Source organism: Cobetia sp. QF-1, from assembly GCF_002213105.1.
In the GTDB taxonomy this organism is placed as follows: Bacteria; Pseudomonadota; Gammaproteobacteria; order Pseudomonadales; family Halomonadaceae; genus Cobetia; species Cobetia crustatorum.
Genome location: NZ_NBVS01000003.1, coordinates 63,918 through 79,535, shown reverse-complemented (window position 1 = coordinate 79,535; position 15,618 = coordinate 63,918). Strand labels below are relative to the sequence as shown.

General features: G+C 58.5%; 13 protein-coding genes. 2 read left to right on the top strand and 11 right to left on the bottom strand.

The annotated features are described in order from the left end of the window. The first annotated feature begins 144 nt into the window (after nucleotides 1-144). A complete protein-coding gene (locus tag CFN46_RS06835; RefSeq protein WP_024952438.1) occupies nucleotides 145-687 on the top strand; it encodes a DUF302 domain-containing protein in 543 nt (180 codons plus the stop codon). 111 nt (nucleotides 688-798) lie between these two features. Here CFN46_RS06835 and glpQ read toward each other — a convergent pair whose 3' ends face one another. The 7 genes from glpQ to CFN46_RS06800 form a co-directional block, all read right to left on the bottom strand. Next, entirely contained in the window at nucleotides 799-1,944 is a 1,146-nt protein-coding gene (gene glpQ / locus CFN46_RS06830; RefSeq protein WP_217897788.1) for a glycerophosphodiester phosphodiesterase, read from the bottom strand. Nucleotides 1,945-2,078: 134 nt separating this feature from the next. Continuing rightward, nucleotides 2,079-3,083 (bottom strand): lysylphosphatidylglycerol synthase transmembrane domain-containing protein, encoded by a 1,005-nt coding sequence (locus tag CFN46_RS06825; protein WP_088743098.1) that lies wholly within the window; start codon nucleotides 3,081-3,083, stop codon nucleotides 2,079-2,081. A gap of 54 nt (nucleotides 3,084-3,137) precedes the next feature. Next, nucleotides 3,138-3,974, bottom strand: a complete 837-nt coding sequence (locus CFN46_RS06820; protein WP_088743097.1) for a DUF2334 domain-containing protein — start codon at nucleotides 3,972-3,974, stop codon at nucleotides 3,138-3,140. Then, nucleotides 3,967-5,091, bottom strand: coding sequence for a glycosyltransferase family 1 protein (locus CFN46_RS06815; RefSeq protein WP_024952434.1), 1,125 nt, complete (start codon nucleotides 5,089-5,091; stop codon nucleotides 3,967-3,969). Before CFN46_RS06815 ends, CFN46_RS06820 begins: the two co-directional genes overlap by 8 nt. Before the next feature lie 481 nt (nucleotides 5,092-5,572). Further along, entirely contained in the window at nucleotides 5,573-5,947 is a 375-nt protein-coding gene (locus CFN46_RS06810; RefSeq protein WP_024952433.1) for a hypothetical protein, read from the bottom strand. 335 nt (nucleotides 5,948-6,282) lie between these two features. After that, nucleotides 6,283-8,229 carry an exoribonuclease II gene (locus tag CFN46_RS06805; RefSeq protein ID WP_024952432.1) on the bottom strand — a complete coding sequence of 649 codons (1,947 nt, stop codon included), beginning with the start codon at nucleotides 8,227-8,229 and terminating at the stop codon, nucleotides 6,283-6,285. A 149-nt stretch (nucleotides 8,230-8,378) separates the two neighbouring features. After that, the gene (locus CFN46_RS06800; protein ID WP_088743096.1) at nucleotides 8,379-9,044 is read right to left on the bottom strand and encodes an NAD(P)H-binding protein; all 666 of its coding nucleotides are present in this window, start codon (nucleotides 9,042-9,044) and stop codon (nucleotides 8,379-8,381) included. Between the two features lie 299 nt (nucleotides 9,045-9,343). Here CFN46_RS06800 and CFN46_RS06795 point away from each other — a divergent pair, with 299 nt between their 5' ends. Continuing rightward, nucleotides 9,344-10,504 carry an oxidoreductase gene (locus CFN46_RS06795; RefSeq protein ID WP_088743095.1) on the top strand — a complete coding sequence of 387 codons (1,161 nt, stop codon included), beginning with the start codon at nucleotides 9,344-9,346 and terminating at the stop codon, nucleotides 10,502-10,504. Between the two features lie 124 nt (nucleotides 10,505-10,628). On the opposite strand, the gene CFN46_RS06790 is transcribed toward CFN46_RS06795, so the two are convergent. The 4 genes from CFN46_RS06790 to CFN46_RS06775 all read right to left on the bottom strand — a co-directional run bounded on the left by CFN46_RS06790 (nucleotide 10,629) and on the right by CFN46_RS06775 (nucleotide 15,478). Next, the gene (locus tag CFN46_RS06790; protein ID WP_088743094.1) at nucleotides 10,629-11,765 is read right to left on the bottom strand and encodes a TIGR01620 family protein; all 1,137 of its coding nucleotides are present in this window, start codon (nucleotides 11,763-11,765) and stop codon (nucleotides 10,629-10,631) included. Next, a complete protein-coding gene (locus CFN46_RS06785; RefSeq protein ID WP_088743232.1) occupies nucleotides 11,762-13,204 on the bottom strand; it encodes a YcjX family protein in 1,443 nt (480 codons plus the stop codon). Before CFN46_RS06785 ends, CFN46_RS06790 begins: the two co-directional genes overlap by 4 nt. A gap of 119 nt (nucleotides 13,205-13,323) precedes the next feature. After that, on the bottom strand, nucleotides 13,324-14,511 hold the full coding sequence (locus tag CFN46_RS06780; RefSeq protein ID WP_088743231.1) for an MFS transporter: 1,188 nt from the start codon (nucleotides 14,509-14,511) through the stop codon (nucleotides 13,324-13,326). Between the two features lie 130 nt (nucleotides 14,512-14,641). Next, the gene (locus tag CFN46_RS06775; protein WP_088743093.1) at nucleotides 14,642-15,478 is read right to left on the bottom strand and encodes a DUF2927 domain-containing protein; all 837 of its coding nucleotides are present in this window, start codon (nucleotides 15,476-15,478) and stop codon (nucleotides 14,642-14,644) included. Nucleotides 15,479-15,618: the final 140 nt, after the last annotated feature.

The following is a 15,618-nucleotide window of genomic DNA, read 5'->3' as shown; positions in this document are numbered from 1 at the left end:
CCTTTTTTTGTCTTTTGTTTCTGGCGACTCGGCCAGACGACAGGTGCGCTTGCTTCAGCTACTTGCTAATCTGATGATGTACTTGTGACACCTGAATAAGCGATGCGTTTGTACTGCCCCACGAATCACTGATAAGGATGTTCCATGCTCAAGACGTTCCCGGCTGTATCACGCTCTGCTCGAATGCTGGCACTGTTGTCTCTGCCTCTGATGGCGGGCATGTCCCTGTCAGCCAATGCTGATTCCGGTGCGGCAGCTGCCTCTGCACCTGAGGCGGCTGCTGACATGCAGGTTTCCTCCAAGGGAATCGAGTCATTGACCAGTCGTGATGATGTGTCTGCCGTGCAGGCGCGTCTGGAGAAGGCGCTGTCTGCCAAAGGACTGACTCTGTTCACCGTGATTGACCATGAAGCAGGCGCGCAAAAGGTAGGGCTTGAGCTACCGGCAACGCATACCGTCATCTTTGGCAATCCCAAGGTGGGTACGCTGTTGATGCAGTGCAATGGGTCTGCGGCGCTGGATCTGCCTCAGAAAATGCTGATTCGTGCGGTAGAGGGTGGCAGCGTGATCGAATGGAACGATCCGCAATACATGGCCGATCGCCATGGGTCCAAGGATTGCAGCCTGCCGCTGGACAAGATTGCGGGCTTGCTCAAGGGATTGGCCGCTGAAGCGGCTGGGCAGTGACAACCGCTGTATTCAAAACTGAACAAGTTGCTTCGATATAATCAAAAAGCCGGGCTCCCTGAGGAGCCCGGCTTTTGTTCATCGCCATTTAATCAATAACGTGAGCTTGGCTTACAGCGCGTCGCCGTTCTGCTTCAGCCACTGTACCGCACGGTCCGGATAGTCAGTGAAGATGCCATCGACACCGGCTTCTTCAAAGAACACGCGCAGCATGTCGTCATAGTCATTGGCCCAGGCAGGGATGCGACCTTCATCAAGACGGAAGGTATAGGGCATCACGACAAGCCCGGCATCATGGGCCTTGTCGACCAGCTCAGTGACCTTGATATTGCCCTTGGTGGAGCTATCTTCGATTACCATCGGCTTCCACGGGCCGACGCCATCTGCATAGCCTGCGATACGCTCCATCGCGCCTTTCTGGTACATCCAGTCGTAGCTGTAGGGCTCAAGCTTGCCGTCAGTGCCCGGTTGGAAAGTCATGTCCCAACTCGTCTCACCCATCAGCTGTACCAGGCGCAGGTCCATGCCCAATTCTGGCTGCAGCTCATCATGAATACGCTTCAGGCCGCGCGGGTCAAAGACCTGCACGATGGCGTTGTCGTCATGATCGACGTAGCCGTAATGCTTGAGTGTCTCGAGAACGGCCTTGGAGACTTCCTTGCCTTCTGACTGGTGGAACCAGGGCGCCTTGACCTCAACATACAGGCCGACATTACGCCCCGTGGAGTGGTTCAGGCCCTGAATCATCTCGATCTCTTCACTCAAGGTATGCAGCCCGAAGTGCGACTTGCCGAGCGGGAAGCGCTCAGGATAGTCAGCCACTTTCTTGCCATCATCGACAGTGAACCCTTCGCTGAAGGACAGCTTGCGCAGCTCTTCCAGCGTGAAGTCGATGGCATAGTAACGGCCATCCTCGCGTGCGCGTTCCGGGAAGACGTCGGCGACATCGGTCACACGATCCAGAAAGCGATCGTGCAACACGACCAGCTTGTCGTCTTTAGTCATCACGACATCTTGTTCGAGAAAGTCAGCACCCTGGGCGTAGGCCATCGATTTGGCCGCGAGAGTGTGTTCTGGCAGGTAGCCCGATGCACCGCGGTGAGCCACGACGACCCTGTCAGTCCCGTGACTGGGATCGACGCTGCGCAGTGCAGCGTCATCGGCGAAAGCTGAAGCCGTCGTGGCAGTGAGTAGTGTACCCACAACCCCCATGACGTGAAGTGGACGGATGACGCGTGAAGGAGAAAAGTCTGACATACGAGGTCACCTTGAGTAGTGGTTTATTGTATGGGTGTTCAATAACTGTGCATGACCATAACAAATCCTTATCCATGTGGCGATAACGAATAGAGATTCATGATGTGGTTAGGCCCTCAGACGTTCTGGAGTCGTCAAGAGACCTTTGCGCGGCGGTTCAGTAGGAGATCGAGCATGCTGCCTCCCGCCATGATGAAGAATACCGGTGCGCCAGCGATCAAGTAGAAATAGAAGGTGACGGCACGCCAGATGACGACGGCTGCCGCTGCACTGGAGGCACCAATCATCGGCGTAAGCAGGGCGGTAGATGATAGTTCGGCACCGCCTGCTCCTCCCGGCAATAGCGTCAGCTGACCGGCAGCCAGTGACAGCATCTGTACGATGAAGGTCCAGCTCCAATCAATATCGCGACCTAGCCCGGAGACCGCCAGATAAAGAATCGAGTAGCGTAGCAGCCAGTGCGCACAGCAGAGTAGAAATATCAGGCTCAGGGTCAGACGCGGCAGGGCCAATGTCTCGACCAACGCGTGACGGAAGTGAATAACGGCTCGCGTCAGCCTGATGCGTGAACGGTGGTGGACTTTAAGCCAGCGCAGTAGGTGGCCACTCGATCTGAGCAGTCCACGATGGTGCTGCCCGAGGGCGATCAGCAATCCGAAGCCGATGATCAACAGTAGCGCGGGCACGGCAAGCATCCAGCCGAGGCGTAGATCGATGGTGTGAGAGAGCGTATACAGGCCGATGCTGGCCAGCGCAGAAAGAAAGAACAGCATGTCAGTGATCTGATCGACCGCGAAGACGGCTGTCGCCTGTGCTGGGCGTACTCCCTGGCGTGACAGGAGTCCCATCAGCGTCAGTGGGCCGCCGCTGCCACCGGGCGTAGCGCTGATCGCGAATTCAGTCGCCATCACCATGCCCAATGCTCGGCGTTGACCGAGATGGCCACCGCGACCGGCCAGTAGCAGACGTAAGCGTCCCGCATTCAGGTTCCAGCACACCACAATCATGCCCAGCATCAACAAGAAGGTATCGAGCGGGAACTGGCGCAGCTGAGCACCTAGTCCGCTGCCCCCCAGCGTCAACGGAATCGCGATAACGAGTATCAGGCCAGCGGCCAGCATCCATGCTGCACGATTCATTCAGGGCTCCACAGGGCAGTCGCACATCGATGAGAGAAGCGGAGAAGGGACATGTCAGGCCGTTTTACCAGTAGGTTGATGGCCAGAATGTTGATGATTGACGGGAACATTCAACAGGCCTTGTTGCGTCAGCCAGTCAATCTTGGTCATCGGTAGGCGGCCATCATCGAGCAGGCGCGCGACGAGCTGTAACCAATAGCCTCGCGAGCTTGCATGCCGCATATCAACCGGATGCAGGCCCAATCGGAGCACCGGAGCATCTTGCGCGCGCGCCAGCTTGCGTTCACTGACCCAGCGTGACATCAGGCGGCGCGGTGCCGAGCGCGCGCTCCACACCAGTCCTGGCGCATCGATGACATTGAAGTCTGGCAGGCGGTAAAGGTGTTGGGTGTCACTGGTATAGCGAAAGTCGAGCGACTTCAGGGCACGCCGCGTGCCTTCGCTCATCAGCCATGCCGGCGCGATGAAACCATCAAGTGGCCAGCCAAGGCGTGTGAAAATTGCCGCACCAGCGGTCAAACGTCGGTTGGCCTCTTGCTCGTTGAGCGGATAGAACTCACCTTCCCAAGTCAGTACGCGTCGCATCAGGTAATCACGTGGCGTGCGTGGTGGTGGGGCGTCATCGCAATGATGAAAGCCATGCAACGCTAGCTCATCGCCCTGTTGACGGCGCGCTTCCAGGCACGTGATGAATTCAGGGGAGTCCTCCAGCGCGCTACGATGATGGAAGTCAGGCACGACTAGCCAGGTAATAGGGCAGGGACGATCCAGATGTGATTGGCAGAGCGCGTCCAGCTCGGTCACGAAGTCGCGATAGTCGGGCCAGGTTTCAGGGGCGACATCGTGCAGTACCAGCAGGAAATGGCGCGAGGAATCGGGTTGTTCAACCATGCGTCACTTCCTCCAGCAGGGGATGCAATCGGGTACCGGTCACGGCGCGGTAGTGGCCCATCAGGCCATTCACCACGTGGTCCCAGTCGTGATTTTTTTCGACATGACGGCGAGCCTGACGCCCTAGTGCGGAAGGATCATTGGCAAATACTTCCTGTACTGCGCGCACCATGTCGCGTGGCGAGTGTGGCTCACACAGCTGCCCACAACCCAGTGGCACATTTTCGGCCAATGCCCCGGCACGTGCTGCCACGACAGGAGTACCGCAGGCCATGGCTTCAAGCACGACCAGCCCGAAGGTCTCCTGAGTGCCGGCATGTAATAACACATCAACCGATGCCACCATGCGTGCCACCTCGTCACCGCTACAGAAATGCCCCGTCACGCTGACGTTATCCGGCAGATGACGCGGCATGCCTGAGCCAATCAAGAGCAGGTGGTAATCAGGACCGAGCAGACGTGCAACAGCGAGCAATTCATCGAGGTTCTTCTCGCGCGAGCCACGGCCAGCAAAAGCGAGTAGTCGCACATGATCAGGCAACCCAAGTTTTTGCCGCAGTTGCATGTCGCAGCGATCTGGATGAAAGGTGGTGAGATCGACACCTAGTGGCTGGATATGCACATTACCAATCCCTAGACGATCAAGACGTTCAGCCATCACCTGACTAGGAGCAAGCACTCGATCGAAGTGACGATAGAGACGTTGAACATAGCGATCGACATTGTGACCTGACCACTCGCCGAGACGATTGGTGATCAAGCGTGGCAAGTCAGAGTGGTAGAAGCCCAAGACAGGTACGTCCAGCTTGCGCCCGGCGTCCAATGCTGCCCACGCTGTGACATAGGGATCGCCCGCTTCGATGATGTCGGGTGATAACGCCAGCAGGGTGCTGACCCAGCCAGTGCGTCGCAGTGGAAAGCGATAGCCATTACCGAACGGAATCGGTGGTGCCGGCACGTTATACAGGTCGTCGCTGACGCTGCTGGACTCGCCCGGTACCAGTAGGCTGTGGCGAATATCCGGCCGAGTTCTCAGTCGTCGTCGCTTGGCTTCCAGATACGTCCTAACACCACCACTGGAAGGGGCATGAAACATGGTCATGTCAGCGATATGCACACGGGCTCCTCATGACCGGCTTGGCGGTCGTGCGCGATAGAAGATGATTCCCGACATGCTTGCCAGTCACTGCCTGTCACTATAGTCCCCACTGCGACGATAGCGCAGAGCCGACTGGCAAGCATCGGTGTCCTGCTTTTTTTCATGGGGGGGATAAGGTCTGAAACCAAGGGGACATTTGTGACTCACTGCGTCGCGAGTAGCGGGCCGCCTTACCGCTCAGCATGTCGGGCGATGCTGATCAATGTGACAGCGAGATACGACACTTGTGCGATCAGCAGATACTGCGATGCAATAGGTGCGAGAGGACCTATCGATCTGGCTAGCAAAACGACGAATTACAGACACAAAAAGACCCTGTCCGGGGTCACCGGGCAGGGCAAGGCGCGTGCACTACAGGAATTCGAAGAGGCATGAGAGAAGCCTGATCAGGCGGGCATGATGCCTCGCCAAGTGTCTCTCATGATGTCAGGCAGCGTGTTTACACGACGCCTTGAAGCACATGTTGCGTGGACGGTGCCGTTTGGCCAATGCCTTCGGGATAGGAGGCGGTATTGGGTTCGACAGGACGTTGACTCGCGAGTAGTACAAGACTTAGCAGCAGGCCAGCAGCGAGTAACAAGCGGTTACGCGTGCGACGACGATCGCGCTCAAGCAGTTGGGCAACATGCTCCATTGCCTCACGCTGAATTTCACGTTGACGCTCCGGGTGTATCGCATCATGTGTGGATGCTGTGCTTTCCAATGATGACTGATCGTCGATACGGGCATAGGTCATGGCCGGCTGGCGCACAATGGCGGCATGGTCAGCCATGTGACGTAGCGAGGATGATGCGGGTAGGCGGTGCATCTTCATCCTGGAGTCCTCCCGGGGACATGATCCCGCCATCATGGCGGTCAGTGATCGCAGACTGTCTGATATGGTGTCATTGCAGCGTATGGTATGACGTCTCTCATAATCAAGAGAAAGCAGCTGTGGTTATTTTGGCTGCTCCGTGTTTCTGTCTAGTAAGCATACATCAATAATATGTTTCACAAAATTACAATATCTCACGATTGGTACACGTTTCTGTTTGCGGACCTGAAGAGATCTATCGTTTCAGAGTTTCAGAACGTAAAACGCCCCGGGCGCAAGGCGCTCCGGGGCGTAGATAGTCCACCATGTTGCTGGCGGACAAGGGGGGCTTCGGCTTATTCGGCCGGACGCCCCACCAACGAACGACGTTCTTCGCGGGCTTCTGTCAGAGAGACCTTGATGATGTCACCGAGAGAGTAACGCAGTACATCCTCGATGTTCACGCGGCCTTCCTTGTCATCGATCGCGACCTTCTTGCGATCGCTGTGGATCAGCGGTGCCGGAATGAAGACGCTAGCGCCATTCTCTTCCAGGCGCACACGCATACCACCGCGACGGATATCGATGATCTCACCCAGGAAGATCTGCTGCTCTTCAGCGGCCTTGGTCAGGTAGCGCACGTACAGCCAGTCTTTCACGTCACGCTCCGCCATACGGTTGAGACGACGACGCTCGCTGAGGTGCTCGGTCAGCTGCTCGGTGGCTTCTGCCGGAACTTCCTGGCCAAGAATCACGCGCTTGATCAAGCGGTGGTTGACCATGTCGCCATACTTGCGGATCGGCGAAGTCCAGGTGGCATAGGCTTCAAGGCCAAGGCCAAAGTGCGGGCCCGGCTGAGCAGACATCACGGTATAGCCCTGGAAGCGACGCATGCGCACGTCAAGCCAGGTATCTTCGCGGCTGTCCAGTTCCTGACGAATCAGGCGATAGCCTTCCAGGCTGCCAAGCTGTTCCGGCGTGGCAGTAATATCCTGCCCAGCGAGGAATTCGATGGTGTCGTCGTATTTCTCCGGAGCAAAGCCCTGGTGAACATTGAAGATACCGTGACCGATATGCTTGGAGAGCAGGCGTGCGCAGCTCAGATTCGCAGTGATCATGGATTCTTCGATCATGCGATTACTGATGCGACGATGGTCGGCACGTACGTTGAGCACGTTACCTTCCTCATCCAATTCGAACTCGAAGTCCGGACGCTCGCGGAAGATCTGGGAGTTGCGTGCACGCCAGGCGATACGTGCCTGAGTAAAGGCTTCCAGCTGGCGAAGACCTTCGGCCAGTTCGTCGTTGGCCGGCGTCCAGCTACCTTCCTTGCCCTCGATCCAGTCTGAGACGTTGTCGTAGGTCAGGCGGTAGTGGGAGCGCATGGTGGCTGCGAAGAACTTCGGCTCAGCGATGACGCCATCGGTATCAATGTCGACGACGCACATCAGCGTGGGACGGTCTTCACCTTCCTTCAGCGAGCACAGATCATCGGACAGAATTTCCGGCAGCATCGTGACGTTCTGACTCGGCAGGTAGACCGTGAAGGAGCGCGTGCGCGCTTCTTCGTCTATCCGGCTGCCTTCCGGCACGTAGGCCGTCGGATCAGCGATGGCAATGCTCAGTGTCCAGCCGCCTTCAGGGCGCTCGACGATGTGCAGCGCATCATCCATATCGCGTGTCTTTTCACCATCGATGGTGAAGAAGGGCACGTGAGTCATGTCTTCGCGAGTCAGGCCTTCTTCCATCAACGGCCAGTCAGTGCCGCCTTCTGGAGAGGCCTGTTCCAGCGCATGACGCGCCAGAGTGACACGCCACGGCACACGCGGGTTGTCCGCGGTGGCGATGACTTCTTCAATTTGAGCGAAGAAGCTGCGGTCATCCTTGCGCATCGGGTGACGCAGCAGACGCGCCACGACCCAATCGCCATCATTGAGGGTTTCCTCATTGATGCCACGCTTCACGCGCGCTTTCATGCGCGTGTTGATGGAGGGATGGTCCGGCATCACGTTCAGGCGGCCATCACGCTTGCCGACACGAGCGACGAAGCGGTCGACACCCGTCTCAATCAGCACTTCCGGCTGTACGGACTTCTTCTCGCCTTCCACCTTGACGGAAGCTTCGACAATATCGCCGTGCAATACTTGCTTCATGGCGGGTGGTGGCACGAAGAAAGACTCGCCATCCTCACATTCGAGGAAGCCGAAGCCCTTGTCGGTGCCTTTGATCACCCCCGTGACACGGGGAATTTCCTGGCGGATTTGATCTTTCAGCTGCGCCAGCAGCGAATTGTTCTGCAGCATTTCGGAAGTTCTGTTGGCGGGGTCAGTGGCTCACTATACGGACATGGGGCATGGGGGGAAAGCCACCAGACGCGGCAACGCCCACGTGGTGTATCTGTGGGCGTTGTCAATGGGGTCTTTAGTCACGAATCCAGCACGTAAAGGCCTGCTTACGACGTGGCGTTGTGCTGGGTGAGTAGGTGCTCTACGTGTTGATCACCGTCGAACAGGGTGAATATCGGCGCCTTGCGGTGGCGGCCACCTATCTCGCGTGCCTGCATCAATCCCAGCAGGAAGTCGGCGACATTGGCGCGCGACACCTGCATCTCGTCGGAGGCGTCGGCATCTTCAGTCAGCATGCCGCTACCGGTCGCGTCTGTCAGGCGGCCAGGCTTGACGATGACGTGACGCAGGCCACTTTCGGCGAGACACAGATCTGCGGCCTTCTTGGCGGCGAAGTAAGCGCGCATCGCTTTCGGGCCGGCCAGCGGTGTCTCGGCGCGGATCGAGCTGACCTGGATCACGCGTGACAGGCCGAACTCGCTGGCCAGATCCGCGGTGCGCATGGCGCCATGGAGGTCAATCGTCAGCGTCTTGTCTGGGCCAGTGTGCGGACCAGAACCCGCCACGAATACTGCCTGATCACAGCCATAGAAAGCTTGGCGCATCTCACCTTCGAGATCCCCGAGTACTGTCTTGATGCCGCGCTCGCGGAACCAGCCTTGCTGGTCACTTGAACGGATCATGGCGACCACGGGTTCGCCAGCGGCTTGAGCCTTCTCACATAGCTGACGACCGATCTGGCCATTGGCACCGATGATAAGCGTCTTGCGCATGCTATCTGCTCCTGTCGCGTATTCTCGAAGTGTGGCCGGCGAGGGATGTAATTATCTCCTGTTGACCACGTTGATAGCTATATTCCTGCGGCCACCACTGATGAACTTCAAGGGGCGTATGTGCTCATGAGCGTGCTGGCATTGCCATCGATGCAGGTGTTAACAAGCCTCAGGAGTAAGCATTAAACACGGACGCCGAGGCTATCTCCCGTCGCACAGCCTGCTAGGATGGCGGATATGCATCGGGTCTCATATGCCCGGATAAGGATAAATGACAGCACTGATGACAAGGACGCCCGATGAGCTCAGCAATCTCCTGTGATGATACGCAACCCCATGATCACGCTGGCCCCATTCGTGTAGGTTTGATCGGCTATGGCATGGCAGTGCGCACTTTTCATGCGCCACTGATTGAGGCGACCGAGGGTTTTGAACTTGTCGCACTGTCAACGTCGCGCCCAGAAGTCGCCAAGAGAGAGCGATCGCGGCTGGCGGTTGAAGCGACGCCCGAGGCGCTGATGGCGCGTAACGATATCGACCTGATCATCATCGCCACGCCCAATGAGACTCATGCGCCGTTGGCGAGCGCAGCCTTGGCGGCTGGCAAGCATGTAGTAGTCGACAAGCCTTTCACTGTTACCTTGGCTGAGGGTGAAGCGTTGGCGCGTCAGGCTGAGCAGGCAGGTCGCGTGCTGGCGGTATTTCATAATCGTCGCTTCGATGCTGATTTTCTGACGCTGGCTGAGCTGGTCGAGAACGATACGCTAGGGCATATCACGCATCTTGAATCGCATTTCGATCGCTTCCGCCCAACAGTCCCTAATCGGTGGCGTGAGCAGGCGTTACCCGGCAGTGGCTTATGGTATGACCTCGGGCCACATCTGCTGGATCAGGCGCTATGCCTGTTTGGCGAGCCTGCAGGTATTCATCTACTCCGCCGTACCCAGCGCGACGGTGCGGTGACCGACGACTTCTTCCATGCTGTGCTGGATTACGCCGGGCATGCCCGCCACCCCGGACTGATGGTTGAGCTGCATGCCAGTGCGCTGACCGCAGCACCAACCGCGCGCTTTGCGGCTCATGGTACACGTGGCAGCTATGTCACTTTCGGACTTGATCCTCAGGAAGAGTGTCTCAAGGTTGGTGATTATCCTGCGCGTGATCTCTCTGTTCGTGCTGCACGCCAATGGGGACGTGATCCGCATCCGGGCATGCTAACGGTGCTGGAGCGCGTCTCGGAGATAGAAGGGGAGCACCAGAATCGACGCGGCACCGATACCGTCGAAAACGATGATGAGATATTGGTAGGGCGCTCTCATCAAGGCCGTGATGGAGACTACCCGGCCTGGTACGCACAGCTTCGGGAGTGTATCCGCGGCAGCGGTGCCAATCCGACGTCAGCGACTGAAGCGCTGCGGGTCATGAAGTGGCTGGAAGCAGGCATCGCAAGCGAAGCATGAGCTCTTGAATGACAACCAATGAAAAGCGCGCCTCGATTACTCGAGGCGCGCTTTTCGTTTTGCAGGGTGATCGTTCTTCAGGCCACCTTTCTTCACGGTTGCTTTCTTTAAGCTCTACCCCTCTTCATGCGCCACCATCGTCCTCGCCCTTATCCGCTTTGCGCAAGCGCGAAAAGAGCTCGGAGCGCAGCTCGCCGATACGCGGTACCTCATCAGCATGGAAGGGGATTGGTCGTAACAATCGCATGGCACGCAGGCCCAGACGTGCGTTCATCAAGCCGCTGCCCAATCCCTGTCCCGCGCGAGTCGACAGTCGCCCTGCCAGATTCATCGACAGCAGATCCATGCTCGCTTCGGCGGCCAATTCACTGGCGCCAGCAAAGGCCATCGAGGCCAGCACTTCCTTGAACAAGCGCAGACGACTGGCGTAGCCCAGCTCCAGGCCATAGAGCTGTGAGAGGCGCTCCATCATGCGCAGGCCGCGCCACGCCACCAGACTCATGTCGACCCAGGTGAGTGGCGATACCGCCACCATCACGGCTGTCTCGCCACTCATGCGCGAAATCAGGCGGCGTGCTTCGCGGTCACGCGGGCCCAACACATGAAAGGCGAATAGCTCGCGCCGTTCCGATTGGGAGTGGTGCGCTTCGCAGGCAGCCCGCCAGGCGCGAATGCCGGCATCATCATTGCTGAGGCCCATCTGACGACGCAGTTGCTCCAGCAGGCTGTCCTGCTGGGTTGTCGACTTGTCTGTAGAGGCATCCTCAGATGTCAGTGATTCTCCGCGCTGGCCGAAGTCGTCCTGTTGATGCTCTTCAAGTTGCTCGCGCAGAGCGACATGTTGGCGCAGATGGCGCAGCTTGAAGAGTTCGCGGGTCACGGCACGTGCGCCTAGTCCGATGGCGCCGAGGCCGAGTAGCCCCCAGGCACCGGCAATCAGGTCACCGCCCATCGCCGCTTGATAGAGTGAATGCCCCGCCTCTACGCCTCCAATCGTCAAGGTGCCCAGCAACAGCCATTTGAGTCCACGATGGCGCGGTCTGGCGTTCAGCGTGGCATCCAAACCTGGAGTGGCGGGTTCCGGCTCACTGATGGCCAGCGGCTGGCTGCTGGTGTGGGGCGAGAAGTGACGCGCACCGCGTAGTGCCTCAGCTGCACTGGCAGTGTCCGGGTCCTGTGTTGTCGTCTCGCGCTCGGGAGTGGCAGTGGAAAAGCGCTTGCCGGGGCGTGGGTGATGAGCATCACGTGAGGTCTGTGTCATTTCAGATGATCTCCCAGCAGCCAGTCGAGCACGGCGTCCATACGAATGTGAGGGGGGGCTGTGCCATCAATGCGTGGCGGCGCAAAATTCGGGAACTGGAAGTTGCCTTCGTTCCAGAAGGTGGCTTCCGGTAGACGCGAAGGCACTTCGCCAGGAAATAACAGCACGGATTCGCGCGGCGAAACTGCCGGATCCGCCTCATCCATCGCTAGTAGTTGACCGGCAAGCGCCGGATGACGCTCACCATTCTCGACCACTTCGCGTGCCTCGCTTGAGCGAATGGCAGCAATTGTGAAGGCCTTGAGCGGTACATCTCGGTAGCGCAAGCGCTTGAGCGGATCCGCCAACAGCTGCTCGAGCAGGTCACGCATCGCACCATGCTGCTCTGGTGTGACGTGATCGGCCTTGGTGGCGGCGATGGCCAGGCGATCGATGCGTCGGTCCATCAGGCGCGCCAATAGATGACGGCGACCATAGGCGAAGCTGTCGAACAACTTGTCGAGTGCGCGGCTCAGGTCTCTGAACGGCGCGGGACCAGCATTCAGTGCGCCCAGGACATCGATCAGCACGATCTGGCGATCAAAGCGTCGGAAGTGATCATGATAGAAGGGCTGCACCACGTGACGACGATAGTGATCGAAACGGCGTGCCAGCGTGCGGTAAAGGCTTGCCTCCGGTAACGCGGTCAGCGCCTCGGGTGTCCAGTCGGTCAGCCCTGTGAGCGGGAAGAATTGCAGCACTGGTGCTTCATCAAGTTCTCCCGGTAGCAGAAAGCGACCGGGCGTGAGATCGACAAAGCCCCCTTTGCGACGGGCGGCGTGCAGATAGTCGGTGTAATACGTGGCGATCTCGGCCAGGCGGTCTTCATCAACCTCGCTGTCGGGTGTCAGAGGTGCCACTGCCGCCAGCCAGTCAGCGGCCCAGTGCGCGCGGCCATCGTTCAGTTGCGTTTCACACTCGGCACTCCAGGTGCTGAAATCCTGCTCCAGCATCGGCAGATCCAGTAGCCACTCACCGGGGTAGTCGATCAGATCCAGTGTCAGCGTGGCGCGTTTGCTGTCGAGCACTCGGGCGGCACGTGAGGTCGGACGAAAGCCGATCTTGAGGCGCAGCTCACTGATGCTGCGTGTTGGCGTCGGCCATTCGGGGCCGTGTGGGGTGTGCTGGGCAGAGAGCGAGCGCAATCCGGCTTCCAGCGGAAATCGGGGGATGGAAAGATCCGGCTGGCTGACACGCTCAGCGCCCAGCAGTCGCCCATCGCGTGCAGCGGGCAATAGCTCTAGACGCGCGCCGAGACCTGCGTGACGCAGTTGCTCGATCAACGAGACGAGAAAGGCGGTCTTGCCGGCACCGGACAAGCCAGTGACGGCCAAGCGCAGCTGGCGGTCAAGGCCACGCTCCAGCAGGTCATGTGCTTCGCGACCCACATCGCGCGCCAGCTGGCGGGCGTTGCGGGTGATGGAGTTGAACATCAGGGGCTTCCCTATCGGTAAAGGCGTCGGCGCTCAAGATGATCATTGAGCCAAGAACAGCATCGACGGCCGTCATCTTTCTTCTATCAACTCTCTTCTATCTGCGGGCGACGGACACGCAAGGCAAGCTGACGCCATGCCAACAGGCCGATGGGTAGCAGGCAGAGTGGCATCAGCCACTGATTGAGCAGCGCCCAACCGATACTGCTGACCAGTGGTCCCGCCAGCAATGCGGTGATGGCACCGGTAGTGAAGACGAGAAATTCATTGGCGGCCTGGGTACGGGCTTTTTCGCTCGGCTGATAGCACGTGGTGAGTAAGCTGGTGGCAGGCAGGAAGGTGAAATTCCACCCAATGCCCAACAGGATGAGGCCCAGAAAGAAGCCGGTGGTGCCGCTGAGATATTGTGCTGTGATCAGGCTGGCAAGCAGAAAGACACAGCCACTGACGATCATCGTTCCCGCGCCGAAGCGCGCGGTCAGTCGTCCGGTAAAGAACGACGGCAGGAACATGGCCACGACGTGCCATTGAATGGTGGTGGCGACATGATCAAAGCCATGCCCGGCGGTCGCCATCGCCAGTGGCGTTGCCGTCATCGCCAGATTCATCACCCCATAACCGACCATGGCGCTGAGCACGGCCAGCAGGAAGGTCGGCTGACGCAGGATCACGCCCAGCGGGCGTGCAGGTACTTCGTTATTCTTGTTACTCGCTTCAGCTTCGCGGGGCAGGCGAATGAAGGCCAGTAGTATCAGTGCCAGTAAATAGAGTGCAGCCAAACCAATGAAGCTACCGAGGAAGGGCGTATCGGCCAATGCATGGCTGGTGCGCGCAAGCCAAGGGCCGAAGAAGGCAGCTAGCACGCCGCCGCCCATGACGAGCCCGATGGCGCGTTCACGATGCTCGGGCGGTGCAGCTTCCATCGCGGCGAAGCGATAAAGCTGACCGAAGCCAATCCCGATCCCCACCAACCAGGTCGAAAACAGGAATAGCCCAAAGTGCTGAAGTGATAGCGCCAACACTGCGAGTCCCGCTCCCGCCAGGCCACACAGATTGCCGAGCACGAAGCCGCGTCGGCGCCCCAAGCGTGCAGTGATCAGTGAGGCGGGAATGGTGGCGCACATCAGCCCCAGCCACTGGGTGGCGACAGGGGCGGTGGACCAGGTGCTGGAGGCAAGCTGTGCCCCTATCAGCGGGGATACCGCGATCAGCAGGATATTACCGCTGACCAGTAGCGCCTGACACAGTGACAGTAGAGTGACGGCCAGCGGCATGCGGGTACGGCCAGCAGGGAAAGGGGTGGGCAGCATGACAGGAGAGCTCCAGCGATATCAGGCGCCTCATGCGCCTGCACGGATTATGCCAGCGCTAGCCTGTCGCACACCATGGTGCTGACCAGACAGGTTATTCATCCAACCAGTCGCGCAGACTGCCGCTGCGTACTCGATGCACGGCATTTTTCAGCTCACCCTTGGCAGTCAGTCGCGAGATGATGCCGGGCAGTGCCTGACGAACCTCATCAACTGACATGCCGGGCGCAAGCTCTGGCGCATAGAGCATCTTGAGCAAAAGATAATCCAACGGGCTTAGCCAGGTATCGGTGCTCAGGTCATTGAAGACCGAGGGGTACACCTCGCCCGAGTCATTGGGCAGTCCCATGACCTGTGCTGTTTCCTCGATGATGCAGTCCACCAGGCGTGCCTTCTGGCGCGCGTAGTCAGCGGGTATCAGGATCAGGCCGCTATTGATGCTGTGATCCGCGGCCGTCTTGAACAGCGTCAGACAGACCCCTTCACGCAGCGCCTTGCGCATGCCCGCAGTACTGACCTGTTTTTTACCCACATACTTGGCAGCTTCACGAGACATATGGTCATGGCTGATAAATGCGACGCGTAGATTGGCTTTCTGCGAGGAGTCAACGAAGATCAGTGGCTGGCCGGTGATCGATGCCAGGTGTTTCAGTTGTACGCGAGCAAGCTGATGTTGCAGGCGCGTATTCCCAAGCTGGGAGTCTATTTTCACTCTGAGGGGGCCCTGCCAGCGGACCAAGGGCTCCGACTTGCCGGGACGATATTCACGCTTGAGTGCCACTTCCATGAAGCTCTGGGTCAGTACATCCGAACGTTGCCAGCGTTCAGCGGCTTGACTGTTGGTTGTTGTCAGCAAGATGGCCAATAGCACGAGCCATAGTTGCCAGCGCATGTAGAGCGGAAAGAGGGCGAGGCGTGACAGAAAGGGCATGAACAGACTCTATTTGCTGTTTGGGGGAGCTTGCAGCATGCCTCAAACGGACTCCTGAAACACGATGCCCCGCATGTCTGAAGAGACAATGCGGGGCATTGACGCATTAGCTGACGATGTCGTGAGAAGCGTCAGTATGA

Excerpts from the sequence above, each read along its gene's own strand:
- CFN46_RS06780 (WP_088743231.1), bottom strand. The coding sequence starts at position 14,511 with ATGCCGCTGGCCGTCACTCTACTGTCACTGTGTCAGGCGCTACTGGTC.
- CFN46_RS06795 (WP_088743095.1), top strand. The coding sequence starts at position 9,344 with ATGAGCTCAGCAATCTCCTGTGATGATACGCAACCCCATGATCACGCT.
- CFN46_RS06820 (WP_088743097.1), bottom strand. The coding sequence starts at position 3,974 with ATGGTTGAACAACCCGATTCCTCGCGCCATTTCCTGCTGGTACTGCAC.
- CFN46_RS06825 (WP_088743098.1), bottom strand. The coding sequence starts at position 3,083 with ATGAATCGTGCAGCATGGATGCTGGCCGCTGGCCTGATACTCGTTATC.
- CFN46_RS06775 (WP_088743093.1), bottom strand. The coding sequence starts at position 15,478 with ATGCCCTTTCTGTCACGCCTCGCCCTCTTTCCGCTCTACATGCGCTGG.
- glpQ (WP_217897788.1), bottom strand. The coding sequence starts at position 1,944 with ATGTCAGACTTTTCTCCTTCACGCGTCATCCGTCCACTTCACGTCATG.
- CFN46_RS06790 (WP_088743094.1), bottom strand. The coding sequence starts at position 11,765 with ATGACACAGACCTCACGTGATGCTCATCACCCACGCCCCGGCAAGCGC.
- CFN46_RS06810 (WP_024952433.1), bottom strand. The coding sequence starts at position 5,947 with ATGAAGATGCACCGCCTACCCGCATCATCCTCGCTACGTCACATGGCT.
- CFN46_RS06805 (WP_024952432.1), bottom strand. The coding sequence starts at position 8,229 with ATGCTGCAGAACAATTCGCTGCTGGCGCAGCTGAAAGATCAAATCCGC.
- CFN46_RS06835 (WP_024952438.1), top strand. The coding sequence starts at position 145 with ATGCTCAAGACGTTCCCGGCTGTATCACGCTCTGCTCGAATGCTGGCA.
- CFN46_RS06800 (WP_088743096.1), bottom strand. The coding sequence starts at position 9,044 with ATGCGCAAGACGCTTATCATCGGTGCCAATGGCCAGATCGGTCGTCAG.